General features: G+C 45.0%; 12 protein-coding genes. 9 read left to right on the top strand and 3 right to left on the bottom strand.

Annotated elements, in window-relative coordinates; all coding sequences use genetic code 11:
- Both MC7420_RS23870 and MC7420_RS23875 read left to right on the top strand, forming a co-directional pair.
- The coding region (locus MC7420_RS23870) for a DUF928 domain-containing protein (RefSeq protein WP_052307545.1) at nucleotides 1–555 on the top strand (555 nt) is incomplete at its 5' end.
- 163 nt (nucleotides 556–718) lie between these two features.
- Nucleotides 719–2,671 (top strand): CHASE2 domain-containing protein, encoded by a 1,953-nt coding sequence (locus tag MC7420_RS23875; protein WP_006103671.1) that lies wholly within the window; start codon nucleotides 719–721, stop codon nucleotides 2,669–2,671.
- Nucleotides 2,672–2,717: 46 nt separating this feature from the next.
- On the opposite strand, the gene MC7420_RS23880 is transcribed toward MC7420_RS23875, so the two are convergent.
- Nucleotides 2,718–3,803, bottom strand: coding sequence for a metal ABC transporter solute-binding protein, Zn/Mn family (locus MC7420_RS23880; protein ID WP_044209344.1), 1,086 nt, complete (start codon nucleotides 3,801–3,803; stop codon nucleotides 2,718–2,720).
- Between the two features lie 224 nt (nucleotides 3,804–4,027).
- Between MC7420_RS23880 and MC7420_RS23885 the strand changes: the two genes are divergently transcribed.
- The 3 genes from MC7420_RS23885 (at nucleotide 4,028) to MC7420_RS23895 (ending at nucleotide 6,769) form a co-directional block, all read left to right on the top strand.
- Complete coding sequence (locus MC7420_RS23885) at nucleotides 4,028–4,747, top strand: metal ABC transporter ATP-binding protein (protein WP_006103574.1); 720 nt, start codon at nucleotides 4,028–4,030, stop codon at nucleotides 4,745–4,747.
- A gap of 142 nt (nucleotides 4,748–4,889) precedes the next feature.
- Nucleotides 4,890–5,777: a metal ABC transporter permease gene (locus tag MC7420_RS23890; RefSeq protein WP_006103720.1), complete on the top strand. Its 888-nt coding sequence runs from the start codon at nucleotides 4,890–4,892 to the stop codon at nucleotides 5,775–5,777.
- 188 nt (nucleotides 5,778–5,965) lie between these two features.
- The gene (locus MC7420_RS23895; RefSeq protein ID WP_006103643.1) at nucleotides 5,966–6,769 is read left to right on the top strand and encodes a hypothetical protein; all 804 of its coding nucleotides are present in this window, start codon (nucleotides 5,966–5,968) and stop codon (nucleotides 6,767–6,769) included.
- A 258-nt stretch (nucleotides 6,770–7,027) separates the two neighbouring features.
- On the opposite strand, the gene MC7420_RS23900 is transcribed toward MC7420_RS23895, so the two are convergent.
- Nucleotides 7,028–7,660, bottom strand: a complete 633-nt coding sequence (locus MC7420_RS23900; RefSeq protein WP_006103638.1) for a transaldolase family protein — start codon at nucleotides 7,658–7,660, stop codon at nucleotides 7,028–7,030.
- Nucleotides 7,661–8,425: 765 nt separating this feature from the next.
- Here MC7420_RS23900 and MC7420_RS23905 point away from each other — a divergent pair.
- The 4 genes from MC7420_RS23905 (at nucleotide 8,426) to MC7420_RS23925 (ending at nucleotide 18,107) form a co-directional block, all read left to right on the top strand.
- On the top strand, nucleotides 8,426–12,886 hold the full coding sequence (locus MC7420_RS23905; protein ID WP_006103678.1) for a two-partner secretion domain-containing protein: 4,461 nt from the start codon (nucleotides 8,426–8,428) through the stop codon (nucleotides 12,884–12,886).
- Between the two features lie 972 nt (nucleotides 12,887–13,858).
- Nucleotides 13,859–17,122, top strand: coding sequence for a CHAT domain-containing protein (locus MC7420_RS35630; protein ID WP_083799144.1), 3,264 nt, complete (start codon nucleotides 13,859–13,861; stop codon nucleotides 17,120–17,122).
- 297 nt (nucleotides 17,123–17,419) lie between these two features.
- A complete protein-coding gene (locus MC7420_RS23920; protein ID WP_006103600.1) occupies nucleotides 17,420–17,743 on the top strand; it encodes a DUF433 domain-containing protein in 324 nt (107 codons plus the stop codon).
- A 4-nt stretch (nucleotides 17,744–17,747) separates the two neighbouring features.
- Nucleotides 17,748–18,107: a DUF5615 family PIN-like protein gene (locus tag MC7420_RS23925; protein ID WP_044209351.1), complete on the top strand. Its 360-nt coding sequence runs from the start codon at nucleotides 17,748–17,750 to the stop codon at nucleotides 18,105–18,107.
- Nucleotides 18,108–18,281: 174 nt separating this feature from the next.
- Here MC7420_RS23925 and MC7420_RS23930 read toward each other — a convergent pair whose 3' ends face one another.
- Nucleotides 18,282–19,028: a DUF928 domain-containing protein gene (locus MC7420_RS23930; RefSeq protein ID WP_006103584.1), complete on the bottom strand. Its 747-nt coding sequence runs from the start codon at nucleotides 19,026–19,028 to the stop codon at nucleotides 18,282–18,284.
- Between the last annotated feature and the right edge of the window lie 25 nt (nucleotides 19,029–19,053).

The following is a 19,053-nucleotide window of genomic DNA, read 5'->3' on the forward strand; positions in this document are numbered from 1 at the left end:
AGACTGACACTACTCACACCCAGTATTAGCCCAAATCGCCCCCGATTAACATCTCTTGAGTATCCGACATTCTTAATCTACCTACCACCAACCCAGGCTGAGGAAGCGGAATTTACACTGGTGGATCAAGATGAAGAGTATAGTTATCAAACCACATTTCCGCTGAAACAAACCGCAGGAATTATTAGCTTCCAACTACCCCCCGAAGCCCCGCCTCTAGAACCCAACAAAACCTATACCTGGAAAGTGGCGATCATTTGCGATCGCCAATCGCGAACGGAAGATGTTTTTGCACAAGAACAGATTCAATTAATTGAACTACAGCCAGAGCAAATTCAACAATTAGAAACAGCGACACCACTAGAACAGGTTGCCCTCTATGGGGAACTAGGGATTTGGTATGACATGATGAAAATCCTGGCTGAGTTGCGACGTTCTCAACCGAATTATCCGGAACTCACATTGACTTGGAACAAATTATTACAGTCAACAACCGTGGGACTGAATGACATCGCACCCAAACCGTTAATTGCTTGCTGTACTGTAGAGGATTGATAAGTCGGTGGACATGGTTAGAACATCGGTCAAGAAACCGGGTTTCTTTGGGTGAAAGGTTGATTGGCGTTGTCATCCTCACAAAAACCCGGTTTCTAGGAATACCTAACCGATATCAGTTATTGGGAATACACAAGCCGGATCAAGCACCAATAACTCAAAAATGTTCAAAAATCTGAGACAGCTTCTTTGGCAATGGCGTGGAGTATTAATTACAGTCCCAACCATCACTGGATTAGTCTTGACATTGCGTTCAATGGGAGGGTTACAGTTATGGGAATGGACAGCCTATGACCAATTTTTGCGCTGGCGTCCTGGGGAAACCCTGGATCAGCGTATTGTTATTGTTGCGATTGATGAACCAGATATTCAAACTTTAAAGCAATGGACATTATCGGATGCCACATTAGCCCAATTACTCCGCAATATCAAAGCCCAACAGCCTAGCGCCATTGGTTTAGATATTTATCGAGATTTACCAGTGGAACCGGGTCATCAAGACTTGGTTCAGGTGTTTACTTCGACACCAAATTTAATGGGTGTCCAGAAAGTTCTAGGGGATAAATATGGTACAACGGTTAATGCACCACCAATATTAAAAGAACGCAATCAGGTGGGTGCGATTGATGTTTTATTAGATGACGATGGTCGGGTGCGTCGGGCTTTGCTATCGATTAGACAGGACAATAATCAAACGGGTACATCAAGTCAAGAACTATACAGTCTGCCCGTTCGATTAGCGTTGATGTATTTAGAAAATAAAGGGATTACTTTGCAACCCATTAACCCAGCGCTAGGCAAAGTGAGTTTAGGGAAAGCTGTATTTGTTCCCATGCAACCCAATGATGGCGGTTACATTAACGCCGATACAGGAGGGTATCAGATTCTATTAAACTATCGTCGTCCTCAATGCCAACAGCACTCCCAACGCTGCAACCCATTTCCAACCGTATCACTGACAGAGGTTCTAGAGAATAAAATACCCGCCAATTTGATGCGCGATCGCATTGTTTTAATTGGGGTCAAAGCCGCCAGTCTTAAGGATATTTTCTTCACACCTTACAGTAATAGTTACGTCACGGCGGAGTACGGTGTAGACATCCATGCCCAGATTACCAGTCAACTCTTGAGTGCAGCATTAGATGGGCGTTCCCCGATCAAGGTTTGGTCTGAACCCGTAGAAAGGATGTGGATCGTCTTTTGGTCTAGTGTAGGTGCTATTTCTAGCTGGACATTCCTACGAATGCGCTATCTAGCAGTTAGTATTCTGCTATTGAGTACGGTTCTCGTAGGCGGTTCATACCTGGCTTTTTTGCAAGGATGGTGGATTCCCCTCATTCCCCCATTACTTGCCCTAATTGGGTCAGAAATAGCGATTACAGCTTATCTCGCCTGCATTGAACGGGAAGACAGACAAGCGGTGATGAATCTCTTAGGACAACATGTGACTCCTAAACTCGCCCAAGCGGTTTGGCGCGATCGCCATCAACTCCTCAAAGAAGGACAGATTACCGGACAACAACTAACCGCAACGGTTCTATTTACAGATATTAAAGGCTTTACCGGAATTACCGAACGGACTAACCCTGAAGTCCTGATGGTTTGGCTGAACGATTATATGAAAGCCATGTCTCAAAGTGTACTAGACCATGATGGCGTCCTAGATAAATTTATTGGCGATGCGGTGATGGCGGTGTTTGGCGTTCCCATTCCCAGCACCACACCCGAAGCAATTGCCCAAGATGCGATCGCAGCGGTTCGTTGTGCATTGAACATGGCTGCAAAACTTGAACAACTCAACCAACAATGGAAAATCCAAGGGCTTCCCACGGCGGCGATGAGAGTTGGAATTGCTACAGGGACAGTTGTAGCTGGGAGTTTAGGGTCTCAGCAACGGCTAAATTATACAACCATTGGTGATAGTGTCAATATTGCGGCTCGATTGGAGAGTTATGACAAATCAATTGATGGCGGGATTTGTCGGATTTTAATCAATGAAGAAACTTACCACTATATTAAAGACTATTTTCTGATTCAATTCATTGGGCTGGTGCAACTTAGAGGACGCAAACAGTCACTCAATGTTTATCAAGTTTTTCCCGATATCAGAGGATAGCTATTTTGAACTAGGGTTGCCCCGACTCCTACTGTAATCAGAATTTTTAATTTAGCTGTGGTGCGTTCAACGGAGTACAGGTTCCGCCCAAACCTTTCGCGATCGCGCAGGTATTGTGTGTCATCATTCCGATATAGGTTCCTGTGTCACTATTTGCTGCACCTAGACTGCCAACAAACAGTTTTTGTTCAGAAACCTTGACATTCGCTTCCCGAGCCACAGTCTCAATGGCGGTGGAATTGGTTGTGGTTTCCACAAAAATCGTGGGAACCTTGGCTTGTTCAATGGTTCCTACCAATTCCTTGACCCGTGCGGCTGAGGGGGTTTCTTCGGTACTGAGTCCTTGCAACGATTCCGCCGCCTCAAATCCATAAGCGTTGACGTAATACGCCAAGGCGTCATGAGTGGTGACAATTTTACGTTTTCCTGGGGGAATTGTTTCCACTTGGGCATTGACCCAGGTATCTAACTGGTCGAGTTGGCTGGTTAACTGTTGGGCATTTTCTGCATAAAGGTCAGCCTGATCGGGATTAATCTCTGTCAGTTGGTTCCGAATCACATCGACCATCGCTATGCTATTTTGCACATCATGCCAAACATGGGGATCGGGAACGTTTTCCCCCTTATCTGCGGCATGGTTTTCTTCATGATCTGAGTGTTCAACCTGTTCCTTTTCCCCGTGATCATGATGATCTCCATTATGGTTATGGTGATGTGCTTCTCCCTCCAGGGGATTGGGGACAGCTTCCTCAAATACAGCAACGATAGGGGCTGATGTATTGCTGGCTTCAATTAATCCCTCAACGCCTGGTTCTCCATCATAGCCACCATAAAGGATCAGTTGTGCGGTTTCAACGGCTTTCCGATGGGATGGGGTTGATCGGTAGGTGTGAGGATCTTGGTTCGGATCTAATAAACAGTTGAGTTGAATGGTGTCTTGGGCAATTTCTTCAGTTAAATCGCAAAGGACGCGATGAGACACCACTACACTGGGTTTCTTACCTGATGTCCCATTCTCTGTTGGCGAAACCGTTGTCTGGTTGGTTTGAACACACCCTGTCAGTGCGATCGCTAATGCCAACACCGTACTATTCCAACCGTTCAGGGTTTGGCTCGATAGATACTTTAGCATAGTCAAGCTCCTTTAACCGAGAGATTATTATAATGATAATCATTCTAATATTAGAGTTGACCCCAATGGCGACAGTTTCCTCTCCCCCAGCCTCCCCAGCTCCCCCAGCTTCCCCAGCTTCCCTATCCTTACCCAAGGCGCTTGATGTGATATCGGGGGAATCATTATCCGATAAGCTGAAAGCAGAATTTGTTAATGGTAGTCATTCTCACAGACAGGTTGTAATGCTCGAAGTTCATGATTTGGCGGTCAACTACCGAAATACCTGGGCAATCTCCGGTGTTTCGTTTTCCATCCAACCGGGACAGTTAACGGTGCTATTGGGACCCAACGGTGCTGGGAAAAGTACGATTATTAAGGCGATTCTGGGACTCATTCCCCTCACCAGAGGAGAAGCAACCTTTCACGACAAACCCCTAAAAAGTCAGCGCAAACGAGTCGCCTATGTACCGCAGCGCACCCAAATTGACTGGAATTATCCGGTTACAGTCTGGAATGTCGTGATGATGGGGCGCACTATCCACACGGGTTGGTTTAAACATCCGTCTCGTCAATCCCAGGAGATTGTTCAGGATGCATTAGAACGGGTGGGCTTGTTTGAGTATCGCCATCGTCAAATTGGTGAACTTTCGGGAGGACAACAACAACGAGTATTTTTAGCAAGGGCGCTGGCGCAACAGGCGGAGTTGTTTTTTTTTGATGAGCCGTTTGCGGGGATTGATCAAAAGACAGAAGAGATTATTTTTGAAATTTTTCAAGACTTAAAGTTTAAAAATAAAATGGTATTGGTTATTAGTCATGATTTGGGGGAAACTCTAGAGCAGTATGATCAAGTATTACTTTTAAATAAAGAGTTAATTGCTGTGGGGTCAAAGTCAGAAGTATTGACAACTGAAAATCTCAAAAAAGCTTATGGGAAACTCATGAGCCTGGTTGTCGTCTAATCTCAACAGTTAACTTTAATCGTGTCCACCTACTTAACAATCAGCCAAAATTGACATACGGCAAGGCTAAAGGTAGCATAATACAGATTTTAATGAAATATTAATAGTAAATAATAAATTAAGAATAAGTGAGGTGGATAGGATGTGGGATTGGTTAATTGAACCGCTGCAGTGGGGATATATGCGTGACGCCATAGCGATTGCGTTGCTGCTGGGAATTTTAGGGGCGGTTGTGGGGAGTTATTTGATTGTGCAACAGATGATCATGATCGCTCATGTGATCGCCCATGCTGTTTTACCTGGACTATCAATCGCCTTTTTTGTGGGGGAACAATTCCTGTCTCTGGGAGCGTTTGTAGCCGGGACATTGAGTGCTTTAGTGGTGGCTGGTATTCATCAGCGATCGCGAGTTAAGGTAGATGCAGCCATGGCGTTAACCTTAACCAGCTTTTTAGGCTTGGGAGTCATCCTAATTACTCTCTTAGAAACGAACCAATTTGACCTTAGTTCTATTCTATTTGGTGACATTTTAGGCGTCAGAACCAGCGATGTCTGGCATACGCTAATCATTACCGTCATCGTTTTACTGTTAACCAAACTGTTTTACAAAGAACTCCTTTTCTACACCTTTGACCCCCTCGGCGCTCAAGCCAGTGGTTTACCCGTCACCACCATGTATTTCGGCTTCGTCTGCGCCATTACCTTAACGATTGTCGCCAGTATGCAAACTGTGGGCGTGCTACTGGTTATCTCCCTTCTCGTTGGTCCTGCCATTACTGCCTATCTTTTAGTCAAAGAATTGCATCAGATGATGGGATTAGGGGCAATAATTGGTGTAATGGCGGGTGTCACGGGGATGTATTTAAGCTATCACCTGGACTTGCCATCGGGACCTGCGATCGTCATGGTTGTCTTTATTTTCTTTATTCTGGCATTTCTATTCAGTCCCACTCAGGGAATTTTAACCGAACCCGGAACCGTCCGTTGGATTGCCAAAATCCTGCAACCCCTCAAACTCTGGAAGCGCTAATTTTCTCACCTATTCCCTGTTCCCTCCTGAAATGTATCTATCGACTGACTCCAGATAGCGTAATATCCTCCTTTAGCTTGGCGTCAGCGATAACGGCGGATTGGTAACTTGAAGAAAGATACAAGAGAGCCTTAAACCCGAAGAGGGAACATTCAGTATTCAATATCGATAAAGGAGGATAACTTTACATGGATAGTAATAAGCAATTTTTGGATAACAATAATCAACCGATTGAACCCACTGTCAATCAACCCGATGAATCTTCGTCCAATAAAGACAATCAAGATAATCAAGGCAAGGGTGTAGTTGGCGCTGGGGTAGTTGGCGCAGCCGTTGGTGCTGTAGTTGGTAGTCAAGTGGCTGGCAAACGAGGCGCCGTTGTGGGTGCTGTTACAGGCGCTGTAGCGGGTGGTTTGACGGCTAAGGCTACCCCGGAAGATGCACCAGATAAACTTAAAGGTGCTGCGGAACAGGCAGCCAACAAAGTGCAAGGTGCGGCTGAACAAGCCAAGCCAGCGATTGAAAATGCCGCTAATCAAGCGAAAAGTGCTGCGGTGAAGACAGCCGACAAGATTCAAGATGCGGCTGAAAAGGCTAAGCCAGCTATTGAAAGTCAAGCCGACAAAACCAAAAGTGCTGCGGTGAAGACAGCCGACAAGATTCAAGATGCGGCTGAAAAGGCTAAACCCTCACTCCAGAGTAAAGCCGACCAAGCCAAAAATGCGGCGATGGGTGCAGCCGATAACGTTCAAGACAAGGCAGAGAAAGCAAAGCCATCGAATCAGAAGAATCAAGATGGTAAGGTAGTGGAAAAACAAGAACGTATTATTGTGGAACCCGACCCAACGGCGGTAGTCGCGGCAAAACCTGTCACTGCTGTGGGAAAAAACGTCGCAGAAACAGAAGTGACTCAGGTTGACGTTAAGCCAGAAACACCTGAAATACCTGAAGTTGACAAGCGAACATCCTTCAGCAAGAATACCGAACGGTAAAATAACGATTCCTAAGACCAAGTTGTGTTCCGACGTGTCAGATTAACGCTTTGAGAGGCAACTTGGTACGACAAACTCATGCCGTTATCCATTCGTACAGCAAAGCGCAGTTAGGTCGGGGCGGGTTTAGTTATATCAGGATGAACACGAAACGTTAGTGGTAAAACCCGCCCCTACAAAAGATGTTTCATCGGAACGTCTCTGCTTCCCCATCTCCCTCATCTCCCTCATCTCGCCCATCTCCCTCAGCTCCCCCAGCTACACCAATCCTCGCCCTTTTTGGGCAAATTCATCAATGGTTTGCTCGGATAAATTGTGAGTTGTCATCGCATCCAACATCTCTAGCGGTAGCGTCAGATGGTCCGCCCCAGCGATTAAAGCCCCCGCCGCTTCTGCTGGTGATTTGAGACTTGCGGCTAGAATTTCCGTGGAACTATCTTTGAGGATAGTTGCCATTTCTTGCACCAAAGCCAAACCATCCCCTAGTAAACGAGTGGCGCGATTCACGTAGGCGATCGCATATTTGGCTCCCGCTTCTGTTGCAACGGCGGCTTGGGCGGCGCTATAAATGGCAGTGACTGAACAGGGAATCTCTGGAGATAGATGGGCGACAACCTGAAATCCTACGGCTGTAGCCGGAACTTTCAGCACTGTTTTATCCCCAATTATGTCAAAGGCTTTTCGTCCTTCTGTTACCATCCCCTGAAAGTCGGTTGCCATGAGTTGATAATACAGTTCTCCTGGACTAATTGCCGCGAGTTGTTTTAAGGCTGTTTCTGGTGGTAAATCACTTTTGGCAAGCAGTGTCGGATTTGTGGTGATTCCCTTGACCCATCCCCAATTTTCTACAGTTTTCGCTTCACTGACTAATGCCGAGTCCAAATAAATCATGATCGATTTTCCGTTATTTAAGAGACTTGTGGAAAAAATAGAATATGTGCCAACTGCACATCCAACTGGGTTAAGCGATCGCGTTTTGTCCAAAGTCCAAAAAAGAAGGGTTCTATAATTTATTAAGTCTGCGTTGAAAACTGCGCTAGCGTGAAGAGAAGCGAGTACGACGAATGACGAATGACGAATGACGAATGACGAATGACGAATGACGAATGACGAATGACGAATGACAAACGATAAAGTAACAGCAACTCTCAAAACTAGCTTGCTTGAATGATTTCCTGTTTAAGTTAATTCTATCTGGAGTGGCACTAAAAATTTAGTTTTGAGTGCTTAATCTCCCTAGTTTACAATTTTAGGAAATCTCAGCAATTTGTTGAGTGTTGCTGTTACTTGTCAATGAGGAAATAGAAATGAAATTTATCAGTCGGTTTTATACCTCCTAATTTGATTTTGTCAGTTCAACTTCTGTCATTAGTAAGCCTTTAGGCTTCAATTTCTAATGTAATCACCTTTGCGGGAAAGCACAAGTAAATGATATAGAAGTTTACGTTTCGATGATTAAAGGCTGTCGTTTGTGTTACAAATAATTTACGAATCAGGTTCTGTGAACCCAGTGTTCGCGGTAAGTGATGATCAGATATTGACGGGTTGAAGCCTGTCATAAGCGCCAAATTTCCGTAATTCTACGGTAGCGATCGCATTTCTCCATCTGGCTTAATTTTACTATCAGTAGAAATACGGAGTCTGAGACAGGGTGTCATGGTCAGATGCAGGCAAAGTCAATCACGTCGGGGAATTTGTGTCACATCAGGAGTGGCGATCGCGTGGGTTCTATCCCATTGGACAACTCCTACCGTTGCCCAAGTTATCCCGGATTCTACTCTAGGAGTGGAACAGTCTGTGGTGACACCAGATGTGATGATTCAGGGATTCTCTGCGGATCAGATTGATGGGGGGGCGATTCGAGGTGCGAATCTGTTCCACAGTTTCTCGGAGTTTAATGTCGGCGAGGGACAACGGGTTTATTTCGCTAATCCGACGGGAATTGATACTATTCTCAGCCGGGTTACAGGTACGGATATTTCGGATATTTTGGGAACTCTGGGGGTTAATGGTGGGGCAAATTTGTTTCTGATTAATCCCAATGGGATTGTGTTTGGCGAAAATGCTCAGTTGGATGTTCAGGGGGCGTTTGTGGCGTCTACCGCACAGGAGTGGGTGTTTGAGAATGGGACGGAGTTTAGTGCAACGAATCCTCAAGCGCCGCCATTACTGACGATTAACCTGACACCGGGATTGCAATATGGGTCAAATTATCAAAGCGCGATCGCAAGTTCTGGTCGTTTAGCGGTAGGAGGGGATTTGATTCTGGCGGGTCGAAATCTTGACCTAGAGAATCAGGTACAAGCTGGGGGGAATTTGACCCTATTGGCGACGGATACGCTGAAGGTGCGCGATAGTGTGGCGAGTCCGTTTATTGCTTCAGCGATGGGTCAACTGTTGGTGCAGGGGAATCAAGCGGTTGATGTTTTTGCCTTGAATCATCCCGATAGTGGATTCTTTTCCGGTGGGGATATGGTGCTGCGTTCTAGTAATACGGTGAGTGCGGATGCTCACTTCTGGAGTGGTGGAAATTTTCAGATTGAGCAATTAGATAGTAGTTTAGGGAATTTGTCAAGTCCTTATGATCCAGTGATTCGGGCTAGGGGAGATGTGAGTTTCAATAATTATACAGGTCCCTCTTTACATATTTTGGCTGGGGGGAGTGTCACCATTTCCGGGGATGTTGCCATAGAAGGTGTCGAGGCAAATGCTGATGCGATTAATGGGGATATTATCGTCTTATCGGATGGGACAGAAATCACGATTAATGGCTCGATAAGACCCACTTTAGATATCCGTGCGGGTACGACTGATTTTGGCACACCTGATGCAGCACCACTTGATAATTTTAATCCCTTTGGCGACTTCGATTCACCGCCGACGATTGACGCTGTAGGTACAGGAACGAGTGCGGATATCAGAATTGCTGGTTTGATCGATATTCAGGCGGCGGATGGATTAGTGCTTTTAACCAATCAGTATCGCCCCAATCTTTCCTTGTCGGGGGGAGTTATTACTATACCAGGAATTTTTACGGATGATGTTAATGGCGGTTTTTTGGGTAACAGTGGCTCCGTTTTTATTGACTCTAGAGGCAATATAGAGGTCGGTCAGATTGATACCAGCAGCGTTTCCGGAAATGGCGGTGAAATTAGGATTATTTCTGACCAAAATATTACCTTTACAGACAATGTTGATTCTTCGGTTCGACCTAATTTTGGCTTAGGGTTTGGTGTCGGCGGCAATATTACTGTGACGGCTCAAGAAGAAATCGTTCTCCCTAGTGTAAATAGTTCAATTCGTAGCGCAACTCTAGGTCAAGGCAAGGGCGGTGATATTGAGATTAATACTAGGTCGCTGTCCCTCGTGGATGGAGCTAGAATATTTACGGTTACTCAAAGAGAGAGAGAGGATTCAGGTCAAGGCGGTAATTTGACAATTAATGCCAGCGAATCTGTAGAATTAATTGGTGTAGGTATACCTCCAGGTAGCAATCAGCCGATAAATACCAGTTTGCAAGCGAGGACTTTGGGAGATGGTGATGCTGGCAATTTGACCATAAATACTAGACAGTTGATTCTGCGAGATGGTGGGATACTATCAACGATTACTTGTGGTACAGGAACATTGAACGGGTGCGGTTCAGCGCAACCGGGTACGTTGAGGGTAAATGCTTCTGATTTTATCGAATTGATTGGTACTCCAAACATAGATGATGGTGTACTTTTAACCAGTGGTTTATTTAGTACGAGTGTGCTTGAGGGCGATGGCGGAGATATTTTTGTTGAAACGGGGCGATTGATTATCCGGGATGGGGCGCAGATTGCTGCGGCGGCTGAGAAAACCAGTAGTGGTGCGGGTGGAAATATAACAGTAAATGCCTCTGATTTAGTAGAATTAAGTGGCACAAGACCTAATGGAAGATCAGGCGGTTTATATACGTTTGCTCTTAGTTCTGGAGATGCGGGCAATCTGACGGTTAATACAGGACGATTTATTGTTCGGGATGACGCATCAGTCGCAAGCAGTACGGATAGTACCGGGAATGCTGGAGATTTGGAAATAAATGCGTCTGAGTCTATGCAAGTCATTAATGCACAGGTTCGTGCTACAACTACTTTGAATGCTGAGAATGCGGGTGATGCTGGCAATTTTTTGATTAATACCAATCAATTAATCGTTCGGGATGACGGATTAGTTTCAGCTCGCACTTTTGGTCCAGGGGATGCTGGCAATTTTTTGATTAATACCAATCAATTAATCGTTCGGGATGGCGGATTAGTTTCAGCTCGCACTTCGGGTTCAGGGAATGCTGGAGATTTGGAAATAAATGCGTCTGAGTCTATGGAAGTCATTAAGGCAGAGGTTATTGCTACAACTACTTTGAATGCTGATGATGCGGGTGATGCTGGCAATTTTTTGATTAATACAAACCAATTAATCGTGCGGGATAGCGGATTAGTTTCAGCTCGCACTTCGGGGCCAGGTGATGCTGGCACATTAGATATTAATACGAATCAATTAGTAGTTCGAGATGGGGCGAGAGTTTCTGCAGATACCTCTAGCACTGGTGAAGCTGGGAAACTGAATGTAACGGCGACTGATTCTGTTGAGGTTATTGGTACATCGGCTGATGGTCAAACGGCTAGTAGCTTATTATTTGATTCGTCGGCTGCTGAAACCGGAGGAAATGCGGGAGAATTAACCATTGATACAAGTCGGTTAATTGTCCAAGATGGCGGATTGGTTTCCGCGACAACGGCGAATACTGGGGAAGCGGGAAAATTAGCCGTGAATGCGTCTGAATCGGTAGAAGTTATGGGTACAGCCCCTGATGGAACCACTCCTAGTCGTTTATTGTTTGATTCTTTAGCCTCAGAAATCGGGGGAAATGCAGGAGAATTAACGATTGATACGAGTCGATTAATTGTTAAAGATGGCGGATTGGTTTCAGCGACAACGGCGAATAGTGGGGAAGCGGGAAAATTAACCGTAAATGCGTCTGAATCTGTAGAAGTTATTGGTACATCACCGAATGGTCAAACCCCTAGCCTTTTAGTCTTTGATTCGTCGGGTTCCGGTAATGCAGGAGAATTGAAGATTGACACAGAACGGTTAGTTATTCAAGGCGGTGGACAAGTATCCGCCACAACCTTTGATTCTGGACAGGGTGGAATTATAGAGGTGAACGCCTCAGAATCCGTAGACGTTAACGGTTCAGGAAGTGGCTTATTTTTTGAGTCTCGAAGTTTGGCGAATGCGAGAGGAATCACGCTGAATACGGGTCGCTTAACTGTGGAAAATGGCGGACAATTAACCGTGAGTGGGAGAGGTTCTGGCACGTCGGGGGATTTGGAGATTACGGCGGATTCTATCTTTTTAACGAATCAAGGACGCCTACGGGCAACAACAACTGCTAGTGAAGGGGGGAATATTCGTTTAGATGTGACCGATTCTATTATTATGCGCTTCAATAGTGAAATTGCGGCGGAAGCGTTTGGTACGGCGAATGGGGGCAATATTACAATTAATGCTGGGGGAATTGTTTTGGCAATTCTCTCGGAAAATAGTGATGTTGTGGCTAATGCATTTTCGGGTCAAGGTGGTAATATTTCAGCGACGGCTTTACTGATTGAAGGGTTTCGCCAATTTGAAGACCGCCGTACTCCAGAGAGTGATTTTACGGCGAGTTCTGAATTGGGAATTGATGGAACGGTAGAGGTTAATACGGAAACTCAACCTCAACTTGAACCGTTACCTCAGTTACAACCTGTAGACCCAATTGAAGCACGATGTCAAGTCGGTCAACGGCGTGGAAGCAGTGAATTTATTATTTCCGGGCGCGGGGGTTTACCGCCCAATCCAATAAATAATGGTGGTTATAATCAGGGTTGGGTTGATTTCCGTGATCCGATAAGTTCGACGGAAAATCGTACCAATTCAGGGGGAAATAATCCGCAGCCGGAGAGAAAATCAACTCAGATTATTGAAGCGCAAGGATGGATTATTAAGGAAAATGGAGAGGTGGAATTGGTGGCGGAAGTACCGAATCCGACGCTGTATAGTTCCTGGCAAACTCCGATTTGTCCTGCACCAAATGACGCGATTGTTCCGTAGGGGCGCACCGACACTTAAGCTCAACCCCTCACCCCCAGCCCCTCTCCCACGCCGGGGAGAGGGGAGCAAGAGCATCCGATCCCCCTTCTCCCGTGCAACAATATTTTAGTTTTGGGCAAGAAGAATACTTTTGTGATTTTATCATATTATGTGTACAGTAGAGAGCGGAGTTCTGCGATCGCCATTCTATATTTGTTGGTGGTAAGCTGTTCGGCATTTAAACCTTAATATCATTAATGGCGCAATCCTTGTAGTGCGAGCATCTTGCTCGCTACTAATACCCACTTACTACTAATACCCACTTACTACTAATACCCACTTATAGCAACCGCCATAGCGGTTAGGACACATCATTTATGTAGAGACGCGCCATGGCGCGTCTCTACAATGGTGCCGAAAGTCCTAATCGATGTGTCTACTGCTATACTACTAATACCCACTCGCTACTAACACTCACTCGCTACTAACACTCACTTGCAACTAATACCCACTTACTACTAATACCCACTTGCGACTAACACTCACTCTCGACTAACACTCACTCGCTACTAACACTCACTCTCGACTAATACCCACTTACTACTAATACCCACTTACTACTAATACCCACTCTCGACTAATACTCACTCTCGACTAATACTCACTCTCGACCAATACTCACTTACTACTAATACTCACTTACTACTAATACCCAATTTAAATGCATTACAGCTTACAGCGCAAAGCGCTGTAATAAAGTACAGTAAGTAGATCAAAGTCCCCCTTCAGATCCCCCTCCCGTCCCCCTTCAAAAGGGGGAAGCCAGAGGATGCTTCGCTTTTATTGCACGGGGGATTTAGGGGGATCGACAATGTACCGCATAGCAGAGCAAACTGCTGTAAGCTATTTCTTGTTCTGTCGCTATTGGGGGGAAAGCGTGACGATGAACTGGCGCTAAAGCGCAACTACAAGCGCAATTACGAACAAGGTTGAATGACTATTATGAATTTATTCTTTAAGTATGGGCTGATTGGTGTCTGTTTTACTCTGTTGATTGGCTTGGGTCAACCTTATCTCATTGGTCAATCGGCACTTAGTACCGAACCGCCGCGAATTCTTAGCCAAAGTCCTATTGTTGATGTCAATGGTTTAGTTCAACAAGGTCAAGGGTATTATCAAAATGGACAATTTACAGAGGCGGTAAGTCTTTGGCAGGATGCGGTATCTCTATTGGCTGATCAAGGGGATAAACTTCAACAAGCGCGAGTCTTAAGTTATCTGGCTTTGGCTTTTCAAGAATTGGGGAAATGGCAAGAGGCGAAAGACGCGATCGCGAAAAGTTTCAACCAACTCCAATCTCTTCCAGATTCGCCGGAAAAAAGCCTGATTCTGGCTCAAGTTCTGAATAATCAAGGACATCTACAACTCTCTCTGGGAAACCCTGCTGATGCCCTAAAAACCTGGGAAAAGGTACATCGCCTTTACATCCGCTGGGACGATGAAATTGGAAGCATTGGTAGCTTAATAAACCAAGCTCAAGCGTTGCAAAATCTAGGACAGTTACGGGAGGCATTTAAAACTTTAACTCTGGCAACATTACACCTGCAAAGTCAACCCGACTCTTTGCTTAAGTTCACGGCTTGGTCTAATTTGGGAGAACTGGTGCGAGTTGTGGGTAACTCTAATTATTCAGATCCCAATTGGTCGCCATTAAAACAGTATTTTAAGTTAGAGAATTTAACCAATTTAGAGCAATCCAAACAGTTGTTAGACAAAAGTTTGACTCTGGCGCAAAAATTGGAGAATCCCCAAGCTATTGCTGAGGCTTATTTCCAGTTGGGGAACTGGGCAAAGGATACTTATCATCACCAGCGCAGTCTCTACGAAAGAACTCGCCCCTCTCTACAAAATATTCAAACGGTTCTGGATGCTGTTACTCAAGCTGAGGATTATTATCAACAGGCAATAACCCAATCAAATTCGTCCCTAATTCCTCTGCAATCTCAGCTAAACTACCTCAGTATTTTATTCAATACCCAATACTGGTTACTCCATCAGCGTCACGGGTCAAATGCTCAGACATGGTGGCAGGAAAAAATTGTACCACAACTGCCTAATTTAATCGAAGTTTCAGCCAAAATTAGCGAATTACCCACCAGTCACACCACTATTGATTGCCAAGTTCAATTCTCTCAACTTCTAGTTACTTTAAAACAAATTCAGCAAACGGTTAACCAAAATACGGCACAGGTTCCCACGATTTCCCGTCACAGCATTTGGACAAATCTGGATGGTTTATTAACCACAACCTTTGATAAGAATCAACAGATTATTCAACAATCTCATGATTTAGAGGATCGGCGCAGCGAAGCTTATGCAACCGGGATAAGTGGTAAACTTTATGAATCGACTCAAAACCTAGAAAATGCTCAATCTTTAACCAATCAAGCGATTCAAATTAGCCAATCGATTCAGGCTTGGGATATTGCTTATCAATGGCAATGGCAACTGGGACGCTTACGGAAAGCCCAGGGAAAGATTGATGGTGAATTGGGCGCGATCGCCGCCTATCAAGCGGCAGTTAATACACTCAATACGATTCGCCCAGATTTAGCCACTCTTAATCCTGATGTTCGCTTTTCCTTTCGCGATGAAATTGAGCCGATTTATCGGGAATTGATTGATTTACTCTTGCGAGATGAAACGCCATCCCCGCAAAACTTAATCCAAGCCAGAGAGGTTTTAGCCCAACTGCAATTAGCGGAATTAGAGAACTATTTACAAGAAGCCTGTGCGTCATCAGATCCGGCTTTGATTGACCAAATTGTTGATGAACACGCCCCGAATACGGCGGTTATTTATACCATTCTTTTAGATAATCGATTAGAGGTGATTCTCAAACTACCTCAGCCATCGTCATGTAACGATATTACCGATGACAACTGTCAACAAAGTACAGAGGTTCCATCGCACGTCTCTACACCTAATCCCAGTCATTCTAAATCGAATCCCACTGAAATTTTGGCGGGTGGGTTGAGCGAAGTCGGTGGGTTGAGCGAAGTCGGTGGGTTGAGCGAAGTCGGTGGGTTGAGCGAAGTCGGTGGGTTGAGCGAAGTCGGTGGGTTGAGCGAAGTCGGTGGGTTGAGCGAAGTCGGTGGGTTGAGCGAAGTCGGTGGGTTGAGCGAAGTCGGTGGGTTGAGCGAAGTCGGTGGGTTGAGCGAAGTCGGTGGGTTGAGCGAAGTCGGTGGGTTGAGCGAAGTCGGTGGGTTGAGCGAAGTCGAAACCCAGCCAACTTTACAACACCATCGTGTCAAACTTTCCCCCCGTCAGGTGGAAGAAACAGTTGATCAACTTCGCACTCAACTCACTAATCCCCAACGGACTTCTCGCTATAGTAAAGCGATTCAAAATACCTCTCAACCGATCTATAATTGGTTAATTGCTCCCTTTGAACCCCAGCTTAAAGCGAGTGGGATAAACACCCTCGTTTTTGTCCTTGATGGTGCCTTACAAACCGTTCCCATGGGAGTGCTTTGGGATGGGAACCAGTATCTAGTTGAAAAATATGCGATCGCGCTAAATCGAGAACCCCAATTACTCGCCCCTGTACCTCTCTCCCAGTACCCCTTGCAGACGCTGGCTTTTGGACTCTCTCAGGTGCGCTCCGGTTTTGCCCCTCATCAAAGCTTTCAATCCCTCGCCAATGTTGAAGCCGAACTATCACAAATTCCGTCAGATGTAACGCTACTAAATGATGCATTTACCAGTCAAGCCCTGCAAAATCAAATCAACGCTCGCCCCTTTTCTATTGTTCATTTTGCCACCCACGGACAATTTAGTTCTAATCCCAATGAAACTTTTATTTTGGCATGGGATAAACGAATTCAGGTGAATGAATTAAGTCATTATCTCAAAAGTCGTGAGGAAAGTTTACCTGATCCGATTGAACTGTTAGTTTTGAGTGCTTGTCAAACCGCTAATGGAGATAATCGGGCGACATTGGGGCTGGCGGGAATAGCGGTTCGGGCTGGGGCGCGGAGTACGATTGCGACGTTATGGGAAGTGAATGATCAATCAACGACTGCTTTTATTCAGTTGCTTTATCAACAGTTAACTAATTCCACGGAACCGATGAGTAAAGCGGAAGCGATACAATGGGTGCAAAAGAAATTCTTAAAGAATGCCAATTATCGGCATCCCTATTATTGGGCACCCTTTGTTTTAATCGGAAATTGGCTCTCGTTATTTCCAGGATGAATTTATCGCTAGATGAGGGCATGATAGTATCCACCCGTGTCAACTTAAGGTGAAAGCAATACTGGCGAGATTTTAAGCTGTGTCTATCTACTTCTCGATATTTTTCCCCTCATCCCCTAACCCCAACTCCGGTCCGTGGGGAGAAGGGGAACCGGACTCTCTTCATGGCATTGCCATGCCCTATGATCACAAACTATTGGCTATTGCCTATTCTCTAGCATGTAGCGCTATAAGAGAATAAAATGGTATAGTAATACTACATTTTGCGTTTTAACTTTGAATAGCGGGTAGCCCAATATGCAACTCGAAGACTATTTTAATATTCTCGCTCCCAATGACATAAGGCTTAAAGGTTCGCGGATCGGAATTGAGACAATCTTGTATGAGTACATTTATCGCGCTCGTACTCCAGAAGAAATTGCCAAAATTTATACTACTCTTTCCCTAGAACAAGTTTATGCCACAATTCTTTATTATCTGCATAATCAAGAAACAGTTAGTAACTATATAGAAGATTGGTTAGAGTGGGGGCAAAAAATGCGGCAAGAGCAACGACGTAATCCATCACCTGTCGTGAGCAAACTCATGCAATTAAAGGCGGAAAGCGAGGCAATAAATTAGAGAAATAATGCTCAAGTATCTAATGGATGAAAATATGAATCCAATCTATATTAATCAACTGCGACGACGAGAACCAAGTTTGGTGATCCGGGCAGTTGGAGAACCATCTACTCCGATGAAAAGCACATTAGATCCAGAAATCCTAATTTGGTGTGAAGAGCATAACTTTATTCTAGTTACTAATAATCGTACTTCAATGCCCGTGCATTTAGCTGACCACCTCAGTCAAGATCGCCACGTACCAGGAATTTTTATCTTAAACCCTGATATGGGTATTGGTGAAACAATCAATGAACTAATACTTATTGCTGAAGGAGCTTTAGATGACGAATATCAAGACCAAATTATTTACTTACCCATTTGAACCTGACAATACTCATTAACTCCCTGAAATTTTACTCTCCTAGTTATTGATATCATGATTATGTTTTTTTTAACGCAGAGGTACGCAGAGGTTGGCGCAGATGTACGCTGAGAGGGTTGTAGTTGTTAGGCAATTTTTTAGAGATGTTGTCTGGGTAAGGGATGAGTAGAACAGCTACTGTTTTTCTAGGGTGCAGCAGGGTAGAATTGGGGTTTCGGTAAGGGATTCCCAACCGATATATTCTAGTAAATTTGCCCAGGCTGTCTCGGTTTCTTGGGGCGTTTGGCGGTGCAGGTTGGCTAGTTCGGTGATGGTGTCAAACCATAAACCGTTTTGAGCATAAATGACTATTTTGTTTTGGGGCGTATCACTGTTAAAGGGGGTCTCGTTTTGTACCCGTTGAATCCAGCCATCGACAAAAAAGTTAGGTGTTGAGGGTTGAGTCTGACAATAGAGTTTCAGTGACCAATAATACCATTGTCCGGGTTCTAGTGGGGGTTCATTGGTGGGAAGGGTTAGGCTAATAATTCCGGGAGTTTGGGGGAGATTGAATTGAAAGTTGGATTGGTAATTGGTTTCATTTTCGAGGCTAAATTGGGCGACTTGAGCTGATGTTGCTGTGGCGGGAAGATAAAACCAAAATGTCGGATGTTGATTCTGGGTTAATCCCCAAACATGGGTTTCTGGTAAGCTGTTCCGGGTTTTTTCTAGGGTGGGGATAAAGGCGACTAATTGCTTATCGGTTTCGGAATCGGAGGGCGGTGCGTCACAGGGTCCACGGGTTCCTGAATCCGCTTGTTGTCCGGGTGTGTCTTTATCCGGTGGGGGTGGCGGTTGGTTGAAGATGAGGGCGTCGAGGGGGGATTTCTGGGCGATGATTAGAAGGGGTATGATGGCGAGGTTGAATAGTTGGTTGGTCATTGGTTGTTTGTCCTATTAACTGCGA

The organism is Coleofasciculus chthonoplastes PCC 7420 (genome assembly GCF_000155555.1).
Classification (GTDB): Bacteria; Cyanobacteriota; Cyanobacteriia; order Cyanobacteriales; family Coleofasciculaceae; genus Coleofasciculus; species Coleofasciculus chthonoplastes_A.

Coding starts and splice junctions, on each gene's coding strand:
- MC7420_RS23875 (WP_006103671.1), top strand. CDS start 719: ATGTTCAAAAATCTGAGACAGCTTCTTTGGCAATGGCGTGGAGTATTA.
- MC7420_RS23880 (WP_044209344.1), bottom strand. CDS start 3,803: ATGCTAAAGTATCTATCGAGCCAAACCCTGAACGGTTGGAATAGTACG.
- MC7420_RS23885 (WP_006103574.1), top strand. CDS start 4,028: ATGCTCGAAGTTCATGATTTGGCGGTCAACTACCGAAATACCTGGGCA.
- MC7420_RS23890 (WP_006103720.1), top strand. CDS start 4,890: ATGTGGGATTGGTTAATTGAACCGCTGCAGTGGGGATATATGCGTGAC.
- MC7420_RS23895 (WP_006103643.1), top strand. CDS start 5,966: ATGGATAGTAATAAGCAATTTTTGGATAACAATAATCAACCGATTGAA.
- MC7420_RS23900 (WP_006103638.1), bottom strand. CDS start 7,660: ATGATTTATTTGGACTCGGCATTAGTCAGTGAAGCGAAAACTGTAGAA.
- MC7420_RS23905 (WP_006103678.1), top strand. CDS start 8,426: ATGGTCAGATGCAGGCAAAGTCAATCACGTCGGGGAATTTGTGTCACA.
- MC7420_RS35630 (WP_083799144.1), top strand. CDS start 13,859: ATGACTATTATGAATTTATTCTTTAAGTATGGGCTGATTGGTGTCTGT.
- MC7420_RS23920 (WP_006103600.1), top strand. CDS start 17,420: ATGCAACTCGAAGACTATTTTAATATTCTCGCTCCCAATGACATAAGG.
- MC7420_RS23930 (WP_006103584.1), bottom strand. CDS start 19,028: ATGACCAACCAACTATTCAACCTCGCCATCATACCCCTTCTAATCATC.